14 protein-coding genes are annotated in these 16,792 nt (G+C 59.3%); 7 read left to right on the forward strand and 7 right to left on the reverse strand.

Annotated elements, in window-relative coordinates:
- Positions 1-476: 476 nt before the first annotated feature.
- The 4 genes from BM155_RS10695 to BM155_RS10710 all read right to left on the reverse strand — a co-directional run bounded on the left by BM155_RS10695 (position 477) and on the right by BM155_RS10710 (position 6,314).
- Positions 477-3,251: a valine--tRNA ligase gene (locus BM155_RS10695; protein ID WP_074903065.1), complete on the reverse strand. Its 2,775-nt coding sequence runs from the start codon at positions 3,249-3,251 to the stop codon at positions 477-479.
- A 145-nt stretch (positions 3,252-3,396) separates the two neighbouring features.
- The gene (locus tag BM155_RS10700; RefSeq protein WP_074903067.1) at positions 3,397-4,257 is read right to left on the reverse strand and encodes a hypothetical protein; all 861 of its coding nucleotides are present in this window, start codon (positions 4,255-4,257) and stop codon (positions 3,397-3,399) included.
- A 35-nt stretch (positions 4,258-4,292) separates the two neighbouring features.
- On the reverse strand, positions 4,293-4,715 hold the full coding sequence (locus tag BM155_RS10705) for a DNA polymerase III subunit chi (RefSeq protein WP_067154525.1): 423 nt from the start codon (positions 4,713-4,715) through the stop codon (positions 4,293-4,295).
- 132 nt (positions 4,716-4,847) lie between these two features.
- Complete coding sequence (locus BM155_RS10710) at positions 4,848-6,314, reverse strand: leucyl aminopeptidase (RefSeq protein WP_067154522.1); 1,467 nt, start codon at positions 6,312-6,314, stop codon at positions 4,848-4,850.
- A 187-nt stretch (positions 6,315-6,501) separates the two neighbouring features.
- Between BM155_RS10710 and lptF the strand changes: the two genes are divergently transcribed.
- Positions 6,502-7,632 (forward strand): LPS export ABC transporter permease LptF, encoded by a 1,131-nt coding sequence (lptF, locus tag BM155_RS10715; RefSeq protein WP_067154519.1) that lies wholly within the window; start codon positions 6,502-6,504, stop codon positions 7,630-7,632.
- Complete coding sequence (gene lptG / locus BM155_RS10720; RefSeq protein WP_067154516.1) at positions 7,625-8,686, forward strand: LPS export ABC transporter permease LptG; 1,062 nt, start codon at positions 7,625-7,627, stop codon at positions 8,684-8,686. Before lptF ends, lptG begins: the two co-directional genes overlap by 8 nt.
- A 218-nt stretch (positions 8,687-8,904) precedes the next feature.
- On the opposite strand, the gene BM155_RS10725 is transcribed toward lptG, so the two are convergent.
- From BM155_RS10725 to BM155_RS17305, 3 genes are all read right to left on the reverse strand, one after another.
- Positions 8,905-9,402 carry an RDD family protein gene (locus BM155_RS10725; protein WP_067154513.1) on the reverse strand — a complete coding sequence of 166 codons (498 nt, stop codon included), beginning with the start codon at positions 9,400-9,402 and terminating at the stop codon, positions 8,905-8,907.
- A gap of 160 nt (positions 9,403-9,562) precedes the next feature.
- The gene (locus BM155_RS10730) at positions 9,563-10,063 is read right to left on the reverse strand and encodes a hypothetical protein (protein ID WP_139223228.1); all 501 of its coding nucleotides are present in this window, start codon (positions 10,061-10,063) and stop codon (positions 9,563-9,565) included.
- Between the two features lie 90 nt (positions 10,064-10,153).
- On the reverse strand, positions 10,154-10,309 hold the full coding sequence (locus tag BM155_RS17305; protein ID WP_175487791.1) for a hypothetical protein: 156 nt from the start codon (positions 10,307-10,309) through the stop codon (positions 10,154-10,156).
- Between the two features lie 266 nt (positions 10,310-10,575).
- On the opposite strand from BM155_RS17305, the gene BM155_RS10740 reads away from it, so the two are divergent.
- The 5 genes from BM155_RS10740 to tadA all read left to right on the forward strand — a co-directional run bounded on the left by BM155_RS10740 (position 10,576) and on the right by tadA (position 16,792).
- Positions 10,576-13,299 (forward strand): family 20 glycosylhydrolase, encoded by a 2,724-nt coding sequence (locus tag BM155_RS10740; protein ID WP_074903069.1) that lies wholly within the window; start codon positions 10,576-10,578, stop codon positions 13,297-13,299.
- 214 nt (positions 13,300-13,513) lie between these two features.
- The gene (locus BM155_RS17310; protein ID WP_175487792.1) at positions 13,514-13,681 is read left to right on the forward strand and encodes a hypothetical protein; all 168 of its coding nucleotides are present in this window, start codon (positions 13,514-13,516) and stop codon (positions 13,679-13,681) included.
- A gap of 56 nt (positions 13,682-13,737) precedes the next feature.
- The gene (locus BM155_RS10745; protein ID WP_082817501.1) at positions 13,738-15,372 is read left to right on the forward strand and encodes a GMC family oxidoreductase; all 1,635 of its coding nucleotides are present in this window, start codon (positions 13,738-13,740) and stop codon (positions 15,370-15,372) included.
- A complete protein-coding gene (locus tag BM155_RS10750) occupies positions 15,369-16,175 on the forward strand; it encodes a putative RNA methyltransferase (protein WP_067154503.1) in 807 nt (268 codons plus the stop codon). The genes BM155_RS10745 and BM155_RS10750 overlap by 4 nt, the downstream gene beginning before the upstream one ends.
- Positions 16,176-16,336: 161 nt before the next feature.
- Positions 16,337-16,792 (forward strand): tRNA adenosine(34) deaminase TadA, encoded by a 456-nt coding sequence (tadA, locus tag BM155_RS10755; RefSeq protein WP_067154500.1) that lies wholly within the window; start codon positions 16,337-16,339, stop codon positions 16,790-16,792.

The raw sequence follows: 16,792 nt of genomic DNA on the forward strand, positions 1-16,792 counted from the left end.
TCCCCGATTTGCTGGAGGGTGCTGACCCTCTTTCGGTCGTACTGCGGCGTATAAAAATCCCTGATCGATTTTGTCTGCGGAATTCAGATCAACCGCGGCAGAGGCTGATTTTTTATTGTTGGCGTAAAAATTTTGATGTGTGACGCAAGTACGGAACACTGCCTGTTTTATAAATCTTTGCCGTGGAGAGTGCCAGTGAGCTAAAGGATCAATTACTTCTTAAGTAATGGGTTTATATGCGCGTTACTTCTGTAATATTGGGCGTCACCGCTTTCAGGTGGGCGTGGGAAGGGGGGGAAGGCATTTGGCAGCTGGTGTCGGGGAAAACAGAGAGTGAAGCGGTGACAACAAAAAAGGGGCCTGCGCCCCTTTTTTGCGAATTGTCACTGTTGAGAACCTCTGAAGCCGGAGAGGGCTTCGGGCGCTCAGTCACAGAATGACTTTTGCCGCCGGGATGTGAACCGATCAGAGGTTTCTCAAAGCTTACTGATTGCCTCCAGCTGTTGCTGCAGGCGCGCCTGGGCACTCAGCACGTCGGCCAGTTTATCCCTTTCTTTGGCGACTACTTCCGCCGGCGCCTTGTCGACGAACTTGGGATTTTCCAGCTTGTTCTCCAGGCGGCTGCGCTCTTTCGCCAGCTTGTCGATTTCCTTCTGCAAGCGTGCCGTTTCTGCCTGTACATCAATCAGCCCGGCCATGGGGACCAGCAGCTCCATGTCGCCAACCAACGCCGTGGCAGAAGCGGGCGCGGATTCTCCGTCGGCGAGCCAGGTGATGGACTCGAGGCTTGCGAGCTTGAGCAGCAGGCTGCGGGCCTGTTCCAGCAGTGCTTCGTCGCGCTGCGAGCCGTTGCGCAGCAGCAGCGGAATTTTCTTCGCTGGGGAGATGTTCATCTCTCCGCGAATATTGCGCACGCCTTCGATCACCTGCTTCAGCCAGGCGATGGCCGCTTCGGCTTCGGTATCGATCTTGTGATCGTTCGGCTCCGGGTAGGGTTGCAGCATAATGGTTTCGCCGCTTGCGCCGGCGAGGTCTTTCACCCTTTGCCAGATTTCCTCGGTGATGAAAGGCATCAGTGGATGCGCCAGCCGCAGTGTTGTTTCCAGTACGCGGATCAGGGTGCGGCGGGTGCCTTTTTTAATGGCGTTTGACGCGTTTTCGTCCCAGAGTACCGGCTTGGAAAGTTCCAGATACCAGCTGCAGTATTCACCCCAGATAAAGTCGTACAGCGCCTGGGAGGCGAGGTCGAAGCGGTAGCTGTCCATAGCTTCGCGCACGGCTTTTTCTGTGCGTTGCAGCTGGGAGATGATCCAGCGGTCGGCGAGGCTGAGTTCGAAATCGCCGCTGCCATCCTGGCCGCAGTCGTGGCCCTCGCAGTTTTGCAGCACGTAGCGGGAGGCGTTCCAGATTTTGTTGCAGAAGTTGCGGAAGCCCTCGATTCGGCCCACGTCGAACTTGATATCGCGGCCGGTGGATGCCAGCGAGTAGTAGGTGTAGCGCAGGGCATCTGTGCCGTAGGCGGCGATGCCTTCGGGGAATTCCTTGCGCGTCTGCTTCTCAATTTTTTCCTTCAGGTGCGGCTGCATCATGCCGGTGGTGCGTTTCTGCACCAGGCTTTCGAGATCGATGCCGTCAATCAGGTCAATGGGGTCTAGCACATTGCCCTTGGATTTGGACATCTTCTGCCCTTGGCTGTCGCGCACCAGTCCGTGCACGTACACGGTGTGGAAGGGCACTTCCTTCTTGAAGTACAGGGTCAGCATCATCATGCGCGCGACCCAGAAGAAGATGATGTCGAAACCGGTCACCAGCACCGAGGTGGGGTGGAAGGTTTTGAGTTCCGGGGTTTCCTCTGGCCAACCGAGGGTGCCGAAGGTCCAGAGGCCGGAGGAGAACCAGGTGTCGAGTACGTCTTCGTCCTGGCGCAGGGTGACTTCACTGCCCAGGTTGTTTTTCTCTCGCACCTCCTGTTCGGAGCGGCCGACGTAGACATTGCCTTCGTCATCGTACCAGGCGGGAATGCGGTGGCCCCACCACAGCTGGCGGGATATGCACCAGTCCTGGATATCGCGCATCCAGGAGAAATACATATTCTCGTAGTTCTTGGGCACAAAATTGACGCGGCCGTCTTCCACCGCTTTGATGGCTTCTTCCGCCAGCGGCTGGGTTTTTACGTACCATTGATCGGTAAGCCAGGGCTCGATCACTACGCCGGATCGGTCGCCGCGGGGAACCTTCAGGGTGTGTGGCTCGACCTTTTCCAGAAGGCCCAGGGCGTCTAAGTCGTCTACAACCTGGGAGCGGGCGGCGAAGCGCTCCATGCCGCGGTATTTTTCCGGCACGTTTTCGTTCAGATGTGCGTCGGCGTCGAGGATGTTGATCATCTCCAACTGGTGGCGCTGGCCCATTTCGTAGTCGTTGAAATCGTGGGCCGGGGTAATTTTCACGCAGCCGGTACCGAATTCGCGGTCTACATAGTCGTCGCCGATGATGGGGATTTCGCGTTCTGTCAGCGGCAGCTTAACCTTCTTGCCGATCAGGTGCTTGTAGCGCTCGTCTTCCGGGTGCACGGCCACTGCGGTGTCGCCGAGCATGGTCTCGGGGCGGGTGGTGGCGACCACCAAGTGGCCGGAGCCATCCGCCAGCGGATAGCGGAAGTGCCACAGGTGGCCTTGTTCTTCCTCGTTCAACACTTCCAGGTCGGAAATGGCGGTGTGCAGTTTCGGGTCCCAGTTCACCAGGCGTTTGCCGCGGTAGATAAGGCCGTCTTCGTACAGGCGGATAAAGACTTCCTGCACCGCCTTGTAAAACCCTTCATCCATGGTGAAGCGTTCGCGGGACCAGTCTGGGCTGGCGCCCAGGCGGCGCAGTTGGCGGGTGATGGTGCCGCCGGACTGTTCCTTCCACTCCCATACTTTTTCGATGAACTTTTCGCGACCCAGTTGATGGCGGTCTTGTCCTTCTGCGGCGAGCAGGCGTTCCACGACCATTTGGGTGGCGATACCGGCGTGGTCGGTGCCCACCTGCCAGAGCGTGTTATCTCCCTGCATGCGGTGGTAGCGGATCAGTGCATCCATGATGGATTCCTGGAAGCCGTGGCCCATATGCAGGCTGCCGGTGACGTTGGGAGGCGGAATCATGATGCTGTAGGGATTGGCTTCGGTATCGCCGTTGGGCTTGAAGTAGCCGTTTTCTTCCCAGGTTTTGTACCACTGCTGTTCTATGGCGTTGGGCTGATATGTCTTGTCCATGCGGGTGGGAAACCTTGTTCTGCTCGCCGCGGGGGCTGGGAAATCACTCGAGGCCTGTCGCGCCGAATTCGCCGAAGTGACGGGCGAATCCGGTGCGGCCAGGTCCTGTGCCGGAACTGTTGGAAAAGGCGGGGATTATACCGCGCTACTGCTTGGCTTCCAGTTCGTCGAGCATTTTCTCGATGCGCGCGCGGAGCTGGCGCTCCAGTTCGGGTAGCTGTTTTGCCACCAGGCGGTCGACGAGTTGCTTGCGCTGGATTTCCTTATCCGCCGGTTGTGCGTCTTTCCCCGCTTGCGGAAGGAGTGGCGCGGGCTCTTGGGGTTCCGCGGCTGCGTTTGCCTTGGGCCCAGTGCTTTCCGCAGAAACTTCTTCGGCCGGGCTCGTCGCGGTCGCTGGTGCTTCGGGGGTGGGTTCCACGGTTTTGGGGACCCGACCGCCTGTCAGGCGCGCGCGGATATGGGCGGGCAGAAACGGGTTTTCCTTGGACGGGGTCTTGGTTTGAACGAAGAGTTCTCCCTGTCCCTGTTCCTCGGCGCTTTGAGCGGCATCGCCCGCTGCAGATTGCTTCTGTAGATGCGCGGCAGGCGGTGATGGGGGTTCTTCCCGTTCCCGCGGCGCCGCTGCGGCCGGGGCAGTGGAGGACTCCGTCAGAGGTGCTCCGCTTTCCGGGCGCAGGTTTTGTAGCGGGCGCAGCAGTTCGAGTTCTGACTCGTTGAGCTCCGGTTTGCCGTCGTCCGGCAGCTCTTCGTCTACGGGAGAGAAGAGAATCGGCAGGTCAATTTCTTCCAGCGGTCGGCGGGACGCCGGTCGCAGCGGCTGCGGTTTTGGTGTCCGCGCGGCGGACTGTCGGGACGGGACAGGCCCGGCCACCTGATCGAGCAGGGGGATATCGCCGAGTTCGTCACTGCCGAGCAGGTCGCGCAGGGTGTTCAGCTCATCGAGCAGTTCGCTGGAAGGCCCGGGCTGATGTCCGCGCTGTTTGTATTTGTTCTTCCGACGGGACATGGCTGGGTGAGTGCCTGCTTGCCGTGTGGTTAATGTCAGTTGATCTTGTGGGATTGTAACGGATATCCGCGATCGCGGAAGTGACAGAATCGCGTTCGGGAACGCGCCAGGGCGTCCGGTTGCTGCACGACGATTTCTGCCAGGCGCTCAAAGCGGCTGAACCAGCCGGGGACGTCGCTGCGCAGGTTGATCAGCAGACCGTGGTGCTGGCCCGGTTCCTCGCCGCAGTTGATTTCCACCGCTGCGTTTTCGCCCGCACTCTGCGGCGCGTGGGGCAGGAAGCTGTCCTCGCGGAAAGTCCACAGCAGTTGGTCCAGTTCGTTGGCCCGGGTTTTGTCGTCGACTGCCAGCAGCACGCGTAAGCCCGCGCGGTAGGCTTTTTCCGCCAAGCGACAGGCGAAAATATCGGCGTCCCGGTGCTGATCACCGGGGAGTACATAGAAGTCTATTCGGGTCATCTTTAATTCCAGCTCGGGCGAATGGGACGCTGTCGCGGAGGCGTCAGGCGCGGCCCCGCCCGCGCCCTTCCCTGGCCGCGGGGTGGGTCAGAGGCCGCGGCCACCGGGGCCGTCACCTCTGGGTTTTGCGGCTCATTTGCCCAGCAGGTACTCCACCAGGAGCGGCACGGGCCGCCCTGTGGCGCCCTTCTTGGCCCCGGAGTGCCAGGCGCTGCCGGCGATGTCCAAATGCGCCCAGGTGTAGTCTTCGGTAAAGCGGGATAGGAAACAGGCGGCGGTGACGGAGCCCGCCTCGCGGCCGCCGATATTCTGGATGTCGGCAAAGTTGGAGTCCAGCGCGGACTGATATTCGTCCCACAGCGGCATCTGCCAGGCGCGGTCGCCAGTGCGTTCGCCAGCGGCGAGTAGTTCCTGTGCCAGACTGTCCCGGTTGGAGTACAAGCCGGTGGCGTGACTACCCAGAGCGATGACACAGGCACCGGTCAGGGTGGCCACGTCGATCACCACTTCCGGCTTGTACTTGGCTGCGTAGGTGAGGGCATCGCAGAGTACCAGGCGGCCTTCCGCGTCGGTATTGAGGATTTCAATGGTTTTGCCGGACATGGAAGTGACGATGTCGCCGGGTTTGCTGGCGCGGCCGCTGGGCATGTTCTCCGCTGCGGCCACCAGGCCCACTACGTTGATTGCCGGTTGCAGTTCCAGCAGTGCGCGCATGACACCGAAGACAGCGGCGGCGCCGCACATATCGAATTTCATTTCATCCATTTGCTGGCCGGGCTTGATGCTGATACCGCCGCTGTCGAAGGTGATTCCCTTGCCCACCAGGACCACCGGTTTGTCTCCGGCCTTGCCGCCTTTGTAGTTCATGGCGATCAGCGCCGGCGGCTGTTCGCTGCCCTTGGCGACGCTCAGGAAGGCGCCCATACCGAGGGACTGCAGTTTTTTCTCGTCCAGTACGGTGGTGGTCAGTTTGGCATTGCCTTTTGCCAGCGCGCGCGCCTCTCCGGCCAGGTAGCTGGGGGTGCAGATGTTGCCCGGCAGGTTGCCCAGTTCGCGTGCCAGGTTGCTGCCGGCGGCCTGGGCGGCGCCTATTTCTACGCCGCGCTTCACTGCCTTGAGTTGTCCCCGCTCCGGCGCGTGCACGGTAAATTTGGCCAGTGGATTGTCTTTGGCATCGCTTCGGCAGCGGGTAAATCTGTAGGTGGCGAGGCCCGCGCAGAGGGCCAGTTGCTGCGCCTGCCAGGCGGTATCGGCATCGGCCACTTCCAGCTCTGTCAGATAGCTGCAGGCATTTTTGAAGTCTTTGGCAACCCCGGCGCTGTTGGCGGCGAGCTTGCGGAAGTCCGCGCGGTTGAGCGCACCGTCTGCGGCGCGCACCAACAGCGCCCGCTCCACCGGCCCTTCCACCAGATTGACGGTCAGGGTGCTGGCGAGTTTGTTGCCGAGGTCGCCGCGTTTCAATATTTTGCCGATGACACCGCCACTGACTTCGTCCAGGGCGCGGCCAGCTGCACCCAGACGGTTTTTGGCATCGACGGCAATGATGGCGCAGGCGCTGCGCTGTTTGCTGATATCGGAGACCTTGGCAGAGAACTGCATAATTCCGTTTCCTTTCATTGAAATCTGGTTCTATGTCCCGCGTTTCGAGACATTGCAAATAAATTTGGCGATAATGCGCCGCACAAGTTTAACTCCTGCGCCATAGGATTGTCGTAATTGGAGTGACTTGTTCATTATTTGATCCACAACTTACCGCATCGCTGTCACCAAGGAATTCATTCGCCCCGTGATTATTTTCCGCTATCTGTGCCGCGAGCTGCTTTTCGCCACGCTGGCAGTCAGCGCCGTGCTTTTACTGATGGTGATGAGTGGCCGTTTTGTGAAGTATCTGGCGGAAGCAGCTGCGGGCGACCTCTCCGCGAATATCCTCTTTGCCTTGATGGGATACCGCCTGCCGGGGTTTCTGGAACTGGTGCTTCCGCTCGGACTCTTTGTCGGTATTCTGCTCGCCTATGGCCGCCTCTATATCGAGAGTGAAATGACAGTGCTGCACGCTTGCGGTTTCAGCGAGCGGCGTCTGCTGATGTACACCCTGGCGCCGGCCTTTATGGTGGCATTGGTGGTGGCGTCCATGAGCCTTTATTTCTCGCCCACCGGCATGGCGCGGTCCTCCAGCCTGCTCACCGCGGATAAATCGCGCAACGAGTTCGATCACCTGGTGCCGAAGAAGTTTGTCGGCACGGAAGGGGAGCGCGCGGTCTACTACGCCGACTCCCTGAGTGAGGACAAGTCCACCATGCGCGATGTTTTCCTCGCCGAGCTGGGCAACTCGCGCGCGGATACAGAAACGGACCACCAGATCGTCACCGTCGCGCGGGAGGGGGTGCAGCGGATAGATCCGGAAACCGGGTTGCGCTATCTGGTGTTGCGCGACGGTTACCGCTATGAAGGCATACCGGGGCAGCGCGACTACCGTCTGATGAAGTTCTCCAGTTACGAAGTGCAGTTGGAGATTCCCGAAGCCCGCAGCCGTTGGCGCGACCGCATAGAGTCCGCATCCACGCTGGATTTGTGGCGTAGCGACAATCCTGTTGAGCGCGCTTATCTGCACTGGCGCTTCAGCTTGCCGGTACTGGTGCTGGTGGTGGCAGTGCTGGCGGTGCCATTGTCCCGCACCAATCCGCGGCAGGGGCGCTACGCCAAGATGGTGCCGGCGGTGCTGCTCTACATTACCTACCTGGTGATATTGCAAGGGGTAAGGGGGGCAATTGAAGATGGCAAGATTGGCAACCCAGCGGCCATTTGGCTGGTGCACCCGCCTTTTCTCATTCTCGGTCTTTTGATGCTGGGCGGACGCGACTGGAGGCGGCGGCCGAAGCGCGCCGCGGTACACGGCGGAGAGGGGCGCAATGCGTAAACTGGATGTCTATATCGGCCGCACTGTGGCCATGGCCGTCGGCGCCGTCCTGCTGGTGTTGATTGGCCTGGATGTGATCTTTGCCATTGTCGATCAGCTGGGCGAACTGGAGGACAATTACCAGTTTGCCGACGCGGTGCTGTATGTGCTCTGGACACTGCCTGAGCGGATCTACGAACAGCTGGGTTTCTCCGCCCTGGTGGGCTGTATGGTTGGCCTGGGCACCCTCGCCGGCACCAGTGAACTCACGGTAATGCGCGCTGCGGGCATCTCTATCGGCCGGATCGCTTGGGCTGTGATGAAACCGGTGATGCTGCTGATTGTGCTGGGGCTGGCGCTGGCGGAATTCGTGATACCGCATACCAATCAGACCGCGGAAAACCGCAAGGCTATGGCCCTTGGAGAACTGGATGACAGCGGCCTGGAGGAGGGGCTGTGGCTCAAGGAGGGCGATGAATTCGTACACTTTAATGCGGCGCTGCCCAGCGGCGAGCTGTACGGTGTTACCCGCTACCGGTTCGGCGACGAGCGCGAGTTGCAGCGGGTGGAATTCGCCGAGCGCGGCTATTTTGCCGGTGACCACTGGATACTGGAGAACAGCCGCACGACGACCTTTACCGCCGACCGGGCCCTCAGCGAGGTGAAGGCGCGGCAAGAGTGGCAGGCGGAAATTTCCCCGGAACTGTTCGCTCTGGTGGTCCCTCTGCCGTCGGATCTGTCACCGCGGAATCTCTGGGCTTACGGCAATTTCCTCGACCGCAAAGGGGAAGACTCCAGCCGTTATTGGCTGCAGTTCTGGAAGAAATTGCTGCAGCCGCTGACAATTGCCAGCCTGGTCATGGTGGCTATTTCTTTTATTTTTGGCCCCTTGCGGGAAGTGACCACCGGCCTGCGGGTTTTTACCGGCGTTATCGTCGGTATCGTCTTCCAGACGCTGCAGGATATGCTCGGGCCTTCATCGGTGGTGTTCGGCTTCCCGCCGTTTATCGCTGTTCTGCTGCCGATACTGCTCTGCTTTGCCCTGGGCTGGCTGTTGTTAAAGCGGGCCAGGTAAATTAAGGAACCTCTGATTAAGTCACTTTCTGGTGGCAGAGGCGCTTCGGGGGCGCATGTGAAGCTCAGGTGATAGGACGGGCATTTCGAAACCGTCGGATACAGGGATGTATCCGTCGGAGCTACAGGGAAGTACTCGTGCGTTTTCGAAATGTCCTTCCTATTGCCTGAGCGCCCCGGAAGCTACCATAGTGTTCACGCGAATTAATCAGAGGTTCCTTAACGGCCCTTCTTGGGTTTCGGCAGCAGACGGACTTCAGAGGCGGAAATCAGATCGTGCCAGCTGGCGCGGTCCGTGCGGGTCCAGGCCCAAAAGTATCCCAGGCCCAGGCAGGCGACCGACAGCGGGGCCATCAATACGCGCAGTGTGCACTGACGCCAGCTCAGTTGTACGCCGCCGGGACTGGCCAACAGGAGGCGCCAAGCGCGCATGCCGATGGTTTGTCCCGCCGCGCGCCAGGACCAGATGAAATAACTGGCGACCACTGCCGCCATTCCCAGCGGAAAGAGCGTGTGGTACAGCGGTGTGCCCACACAGCGCTGATCCGGCAGGCACTCCAGTAGCCCCAGGGTTGAGGACAGGGGCACCACCAGTAATCCATACACCATCAAAAGCCCAGCCACTATCAAAGCGTCGTAAACCAGGGCCGCCAGTCGCCGGCCAACGCCGGCTCGCGGCAGTTGTGAGAAGGTTTTGGGGGTGGCTGAATTGGTCACTGTTGTCTCCGCCAGAGATAAATGGCGGGGATTCTATCAAATCGATGCCGGGGAAGGAGTTGGATGGAAATTGGGGGCGTTGGAAGATCGCCCCCGTTGGTGATACAGCGGCCCCCCTGGCGCACGATTGCAGCTGGGTGCCGGAATGCGATCTTTGCGCTCAGAATTCGTATTCGAAGGAGAATCTGAACTTTTCGTCTGAAAGGCGCACGTCGTAGTCGAGGGCTTTGCCGATAGTGCCGTGGCCACTGGTGTAGCGCAAAAGACCACTGCTGAAGTTGCGCTTGTTCTGCTCCCGGTAGGTTTTCCAACCCATTTTTAGAATTTCATTGAGGGCCTTGCCACCAGTGGTGGGCTGGAACTTGTCTGGGTTGGTGTGCATCTGCAGCCATTGATAATTGAGACGCCGCTGAACCGAATCCATGGAGTTGTTGCGTAGATTTTCCGCGGCTTCATATAGGGCGGCATTGTCCATGCCAAAGGCGCTGTCGGTAAAAAAAGCGTTGTCCGCCTGCAGATTCAGAGCGCTGGTGGAGTCGGGAATAAACAGTTCGTCGGCGAGGCAGGAACCGGACGTGGGAAGTAAAAGCAGACTAAATACAATTGTCAGGTGTTTGTTTGGACGGAATCGAAAACTGCTGAATTCCTTGGAGACTTCCATTTGATCTACCCCGGGGTGTCTACTTCTTAGCCAAGCGGCCGCAGTCGCCGTTGAATTTATTATGGTTCACCCTTAATGAACTGTTGTATCTCATATCTTTGGCGCCCCATGCAACCGGTATTTGTGGACGGGCTGGAAAAACTGGTCATTGCGCCACAGGCCGCGCCACTGTTGGTTTTTTCCATTCTTGTCGATCTTCTTCCAAAGGTGCGAAGCGGAACGCCAAAGTTTTTTATCCTGGTTCACACAATACGCCTGGTGCTTTAATGAAAACTTGATCTATGTCGCTTATTGAGTTTTCCGCGGAGGCAAAGGCACTTCCGACGTAATAGCGTGGGCGCGGTAAGGGTTCGAGAAGACCGCGCGAGGCCGGTGTGTGGCTTTATGTGAGTTTTCCCCGGTGTATTCGCCTGGCGTGCAGAAGATTGCAAACTGTGTCGCACTACACGCTGTTGACAGCGTTGTCTTTTTCGCTATGGTGACGCCAGCAATAAAAAAGATGAGAAAGCGCCATGATCCGTGTTCCCTTGATATCCGCACTGCTTCTGGCCGCGCTTTTATCTGCCTGCGACCGGTCCGGCGGCTTTCCCGCTCCGACCGGCAGTGAACGACTTTCCTCCGCAGAGCGGATTGCGCGCGATTTTTTGGTAACTCAAGAGGTGCTTACAAACTTCCAGGGGGTGGATGAACGGCTGCGCACTGAGTGCAAACGCGCTGGCGGCAGCGGTGCCATCTGCTCAAGCTATCGCATTTCGCTAATCAATCAGGGCGAGGCAATCCGGCCCGGAGAAGGCGATTGGGCCATTTACTTTCACAGCATCCGCCGCAGTCTGCGTCTGTTGAACCGGGATGACTTCACGCTCGAGCACATCAAGGGTGATCTGCACCGGCTGACGCCCACCGAGGCGTTTACCGGCATCGCCGAGGGTGAGACGCTGGCCTTTGACCTACTGGCGGAATATTGGATGCAGTCTGAATCGGATTTCATGCCGCGCCTGTTCGTGGTTGATGGGGCCGGTAAGGCCCATGTCATTGCTTCTACTGACAGCGATAGTATTGAAGGGTTGGCGCTGCCGATCACCTCTCATCATCCGGAAAATTGGAAACGCACTGCCGACGATGCCAATACACTGGCCACCCCCGCCAGTCGCTATGCTGCTTTCAGCACAAGACAACCGGACGGCGGAGAATCCTGGCGCACGCGCATAATTCCACGGCCGCAATTATTGGAAGTAACGGGAGAACCGGTGCGCCTCCGAACTGGCATCGCGGTGGACGCGGGACCTCTGGAGAGCAGGAGCCTGCACGCTTTTCGCCAGCGGCTTGAGCAGCTGGGGCTGGCACCCTCCGGCCCCGGGGCTTACCCGGTGCGGGTGGACATAGAACCGGAAGCCTTCAGGGAAAAGGTCGCGGGCGCTTACACTCTACAGACGAAAGCGCGCGGTGCGCGGATTATTGGCCGAGATCAGGCCGGCGCTTTTTACGGCCTGCAGTCCCTTTTGGCACTGGTGGATCTGCGCAGCCAGACACTGGCGCGGGTGCGGGTGGAAGATGCGCCACGTTTTCCTCATCGCGGATTTTCTCTCGACGTAGGGCGCAACTTTCACAGTAAGGCGGTGGTGTTGAAGTTGCTGGATCAGATGGCGGCCTACAAGCTCAACCGTTTTCACTTCCACTTGTCTGACGACGAGGGGTGGCGTCTTGAAATACCCGGCCTGTCTGAATTGACGGAAGTGGGGGCCAGGCGCTGTTTCGACCCCGGTGAAACCCGCTGTCTGCTTCCTCAGCTGGGTTCGGGTCCAAAATCCGACAACAGCGGCAGCGGCTTCTTTACTGTCGAAGACTATATCCACATCGTGCGCTATGCCGCTGCACGCCATATTGAAGTGATTCCCGAGTTCGACATGCCCGCTCACGCACGCGCCGCGGTGGTGGCGATGGAAGCGCGCTACAGAAAACTGGCCGATGAATCCGCACAGAGGGCGGCTGAGTACCGATTGATTGATCCACAGGACGATACGCAATACCTGTCGGTACAGTTCTACGACGACAGCTACATCAATCCGTGTATCGACTCTACCTACCACTTTATTGGCAAGTTGATCCGGGAAGTGCAAGCGATGCACCGGGCAGCCGGTGCTCCGCTGGCCAGCTGGCACTTCGGTGGCGATGAAGCGTTGAATATCCTTGCTGGCAATGGCTTCGAGGATGCTCCCGGCAGCGATCCAGACAAGGGCGATGTGGCATCGGTGAAGCGCCAGATGCCGTGGAGCGAGTCGCCAGCCTGTCAGAAACTCGTGTCCAAGGGCGAAGTGGAGGATCTCGGGCAGTTGGGTGCCTTCTTCGCCAAGCGGGTTAGCCGCCTGGTGGCCGAAGCCGGTATTCCCACTCTCGCGGCTTGGAGTGATGGCGTAAAACATATAGAGAATGCCGGTGAGATGCTGGCCACCAAGCGAAATTATGCCAATGCCTGGACACCGCTGTTCTGGGGCGGCGGTGCTGAAAGTGTGCGCTTGGCAGATGCAGGGTTTGGAGTGGTGCAGTCCCACGCGGATTTTCTTTATTTCGACATGCCCTACGAGCTGGATCCCAAAGAGAGCGGCTATTACTGGGCCTCGCGCTCAACAGACACCCGTAAAGCGTTCAGCTATGCGCCGCTGAACACCGCGCAACTGGCGGAAATTTCAACTGATCGCGATGGCAGGGGCTGGTCGGCGATGTCACCGGCGCCAGAGTTTGAGAAGAGTGTGCAGGGTATTCAGGGGCAGCTGTGGAGCGAGGTGGTGCGCACTGATGCCCAGGTGGAGTACATGCTATTTCCGCGCCTTTTGGCTTTGGCGGAACGCGCCTGGCACCGGGCGGAATGGGAGCTGCCGCTGGCGGAAGGACAGAATTTTTCCGCCCGGACCGCAGCTGTCGATAAGGCATCGCTCGACGCTGACTGGAACGGATTCGCTGCGGCGCTGGGGAACAGGGAGTTGCTCAAGCTGGATTTGAGCGGCATCGCTTATCGTATACCGGTGCCCGGTGTAGTGGTGGAAGATGGGGCACTGAAAACCGCGCTGCCTTATCCGGGATTGCCACTGGAGTATTTCGACGGCGAAAGATGGCGGGAACTGGAAACGAGTGTTTCGGCAGATGCGGTATGGGCGGTGCGCGCCCGCAGTGCCGACGGCCGCCGCACTGGGCGCGCGGCGATTTTGCGGGCGCTGCCTGCGGCGAATGCGCAACGTTGATCTCTGCGCGATCGCCCGGTGCTAACCGCTGGTAGTGCCCCGCCGGGGGCTACTCCGATGTATTCGCGGGCGGCGCCGCTAGTCCTGGCTCTCTAAACAGGGGGGAGCGCCCGCGTAGTACAAAAGTGCTTACCTGCGTACCCTACGGGCCACTTCTCAACCCCGCGGTTACCCCCCCCCCCTCTAAGTGATTACTTCTGCGTCCTTCCCCGGCATGGAACTACTTTTGCTGCCGGTGGCGAAGAATTTACCGATCGATGCCCAGGCCGCTGCTGCAGCTACACTTGCTGCACCACGTTTTGGCCGGACAGAAACACTGCCGAACGCGGTTTTTATCACTGATTTCAAAATTGTGGAGGGGTTTGTTTTGCACAGCCTGTGACAGGTCTATGGTCGCGTGTACCGTCTGGGCAGCAAAGCGATAAAAGAGAAAACCCTATGGCCCGTGAAATGGTATTCGACTATGTGATTGTCGGCGGAGGTTCCGCCGGCTGTGTACTGGCCAACAGGCTCAGTGCCGAGGAGCGGCACAGAGTCTGTCTTCTGGAAGCGGGACCGCCGGACCGCAGTCTTTTGATCAATATGCCCGCGGGCATCGGTTATCTGGTGCCGGGGGAGCGCTATAACCTGCACCATTACACTGAGCCGCAGATGCATTTGGAAGGGCGCCGCCTGTTTTGGCCCCGCGGCCGCACGCTGGGCGGCAGCAGTGCCATCAACGCGATGATCTATATGCGCGGCAACAGTGACGACTACGACGCCTGGGAGGCCGCGGGCAACCCCGGCTGGGGCTGGCGCGACATCTTGCCCTACTTTCTGCGGGCGGAAGGCAATGCCAGGGGTAGCGATGCCTTTCACAGTGGCGCGGGTCCTCTATCGGTGTCTGACCTGCAATGGAAGACAGAGGCCGGGCGCGCTTTTGTGCGCGCGGCCCGTTCCGCCGGCCACCCGTTCAATAACGACTTCAATGGCAGTCATCAGCACGGCGTAGGGTTTTATCAGGTGACGCAGAAACACGGTCGCCGGTGTTCCGCCGCCGCGGCTTATCTGCACCCAATTAAAAACAGGCCCAATTTGAGCGTTTTTACCCGCAGTCAGGTCGCACGCTTGTTGTTCAGAGGGGATCGGGTAAGTGGGGTGGCGCTGATTAACGGCAAGCGCATATTGGCCAACAGGGAAGTACTGCTCTGCGCTGGCGCCATCCAATCGCCGCAATTGCTGTTGCTTTCAGGTATTGGCCCCGGCGAAGCGTTGAAAAAGCACGGGATACGGCTGCAGGCACACTTGCCGGGAGTGGGCAAGAATCTGCAGGACCACCTGGATATCACCCAGGTAGTGCAGGCTTCGGAAGCGGTAACTTTTTCCAATTCTCTGCACTCGAAATTACAGATGGCTCTACGTCTGCCGGAATTTCTTTTGGCACATCGGGGGCCGCTCACCAACAATGTGGCCGAGGCGGGGGGATTCGTCTTTTCCAGTCGTGCTGGCGGACAACCGGACATTCAATTTCACCTTTCCGCGGCGCCGCTATTTGAGCACGGACGGAAAAAGCCCGGAGGCTATGGTTACTCGTTGCACGCCTGTGCACTGAGGCCCAGAAGCCGCGGGGAAATCATATTGGCGGATGGCGACCCCAGGTCGCTGCCGCTGATACAGCCGAATTATTTAAGCGAATCCGAGGATATGGCAGTGATGGTGGAAGCGTTTGAAATGGCGCGCGATATTTTGATGCAAGCGGATATGCAGCGTTACCACAAGCGCTGGTGGAGTCCGGATAAAGCGCTGCGCAGCAAGCTATCCATCAAACGCTTTATCCGGCGCCATGCGGAGACCATCTATCACCCGGTGGGTACCTGCAAGATGGGCCGTGATGAGATGGCCGTGGTGGACGCGGAACTCAAAGTGCATGGCGTGGATGGACTGCGCGTGGTCGATGCCTCCATAATGCCCGCCCTCATCAGCGGCAATACCAATGCACCGGTCATTGCCATCGCGGAAAAAGCGGCGGATTTGATTCTGCAGAAGCGGGCGAGTCCGCCGCAGGTAAACACGGAAACTCTGAAAACCGAATGATCTGGCAATGTCCTGTCTGTCAGCTGCCGTTGCAGTGCGATGATACGCGCTGGCATTGCGCCAACCATCACAGCTATGACTGTGCCCGAGAGGGCTATGTGAACCTGCTGCCGGCCAACCGAAAACGCAGCAAAGACCCCGGTGATTCCGCGGAAATGTTGCGCGCGCGGCGCCGCTTTCTCGACGCGGGTTACTATCGCCCGCTGGTTGAGGCGGTGACGGCGCTACTGCCATACACTCCCGGTCGACAATTACTGGATATTGGCTGTGGCGAGGGGTATTACCTCCGCGCACTCGAGGCCGCAGGCTGGCCGTCGCAGGCACTGGCGGGCGTGGATATTGCCAAGGCCGGCGTGCGTCTGGCAGCCAAGCGCATGCCGGATGTTCAGTTTGTGGTGGCCAGCAGTGTGGAGCTACCTTTGGCGCAGGACAGTGTCGACCACTTGCTGCGAATCTTCGCTCCAGCTGCGGACAGTGAAATGCGCCGGGTGCTGAATCCGGGCGGTTCACTGTTGGATGTATCTCCGGGGCCGGAGCACCTCTGGTCACTGAAGGCGGCCCTCTACGACGAGCCGCGCCTCCATCCACCGCCCGGGCGGGTGGACGGATTTGTACCGGAAATGGAAGTCCGTTGCTGCTTTCCATTTCGGGTTCAGGGGCGTGAGGCGATCGCGGATTTTCTGATGATGACTCCTTTCGCTTGGAAAGGCAGCCGGGATATGCGCCGCCAGCTGGAACAGCAAGACAGTCTGAATCTGGAAGCGGACTTTGTGGTGCGCCGCCTGGTCGCTACGGAACCTTAGGTTGCGTCGCTTAATGGCGGCAAAGATACTTTGCGCCCAGATGAGAAGCGCATGTGGTGGGATGGATATGACGGGCCCGTCGATAGGCTTCGGTATGCGGCGGATTAAATAAGACTATCCCGGCTACACGACGTCGGTATAACAATTTATCTGGGAACTTTATGGCAACCCCGAGAGATTACGGATTTATGCGCCGGGCCCTGGAGCTGGCGGAAATTGCCGGTGCGCGCGGTGAAGTGCCGGTTGGTGCGGTTTTGGTGTTCGAGGGAGAGGTTATCGGCGAGGGCAGCAACCGCCCGATTGGTAACTGTGATCCCAGTGCCCACGCGGAGGTCATCGCCCTGCGCCGCGGGGCTGAGCGGATGCGCAACTACAGACTGCCGCAGACTACCCTCTATGTCACTATCGAGCCCTGCACCATGTGCTTCGGCGCCATGATACACGCGCGTGTCGGCAGGCTGGTGTACGGTGCCTCGGAGCCGCGTGCCGGCGCGGTGGAAAGTCGACTGCAGCTCGGCGCGTCGGATTTTTACAACCACAAAATTTCCGTGGAGGGCGGTGTATTGGCGGAGGAGGCCGCGGCTCTGGTGAGGGAGTTCTTCGCGGACAGGCGCTGA

The organism is Microbulbifer thermotolerans (assembly GCF_900112305.1).
GTDB lineage: Bacteria > Pseudomonadota > Gammaproteobacteria > Pseudomonadales > Cellvibrionaceae > Microbulbifer > Microbulbifer thermotolerans.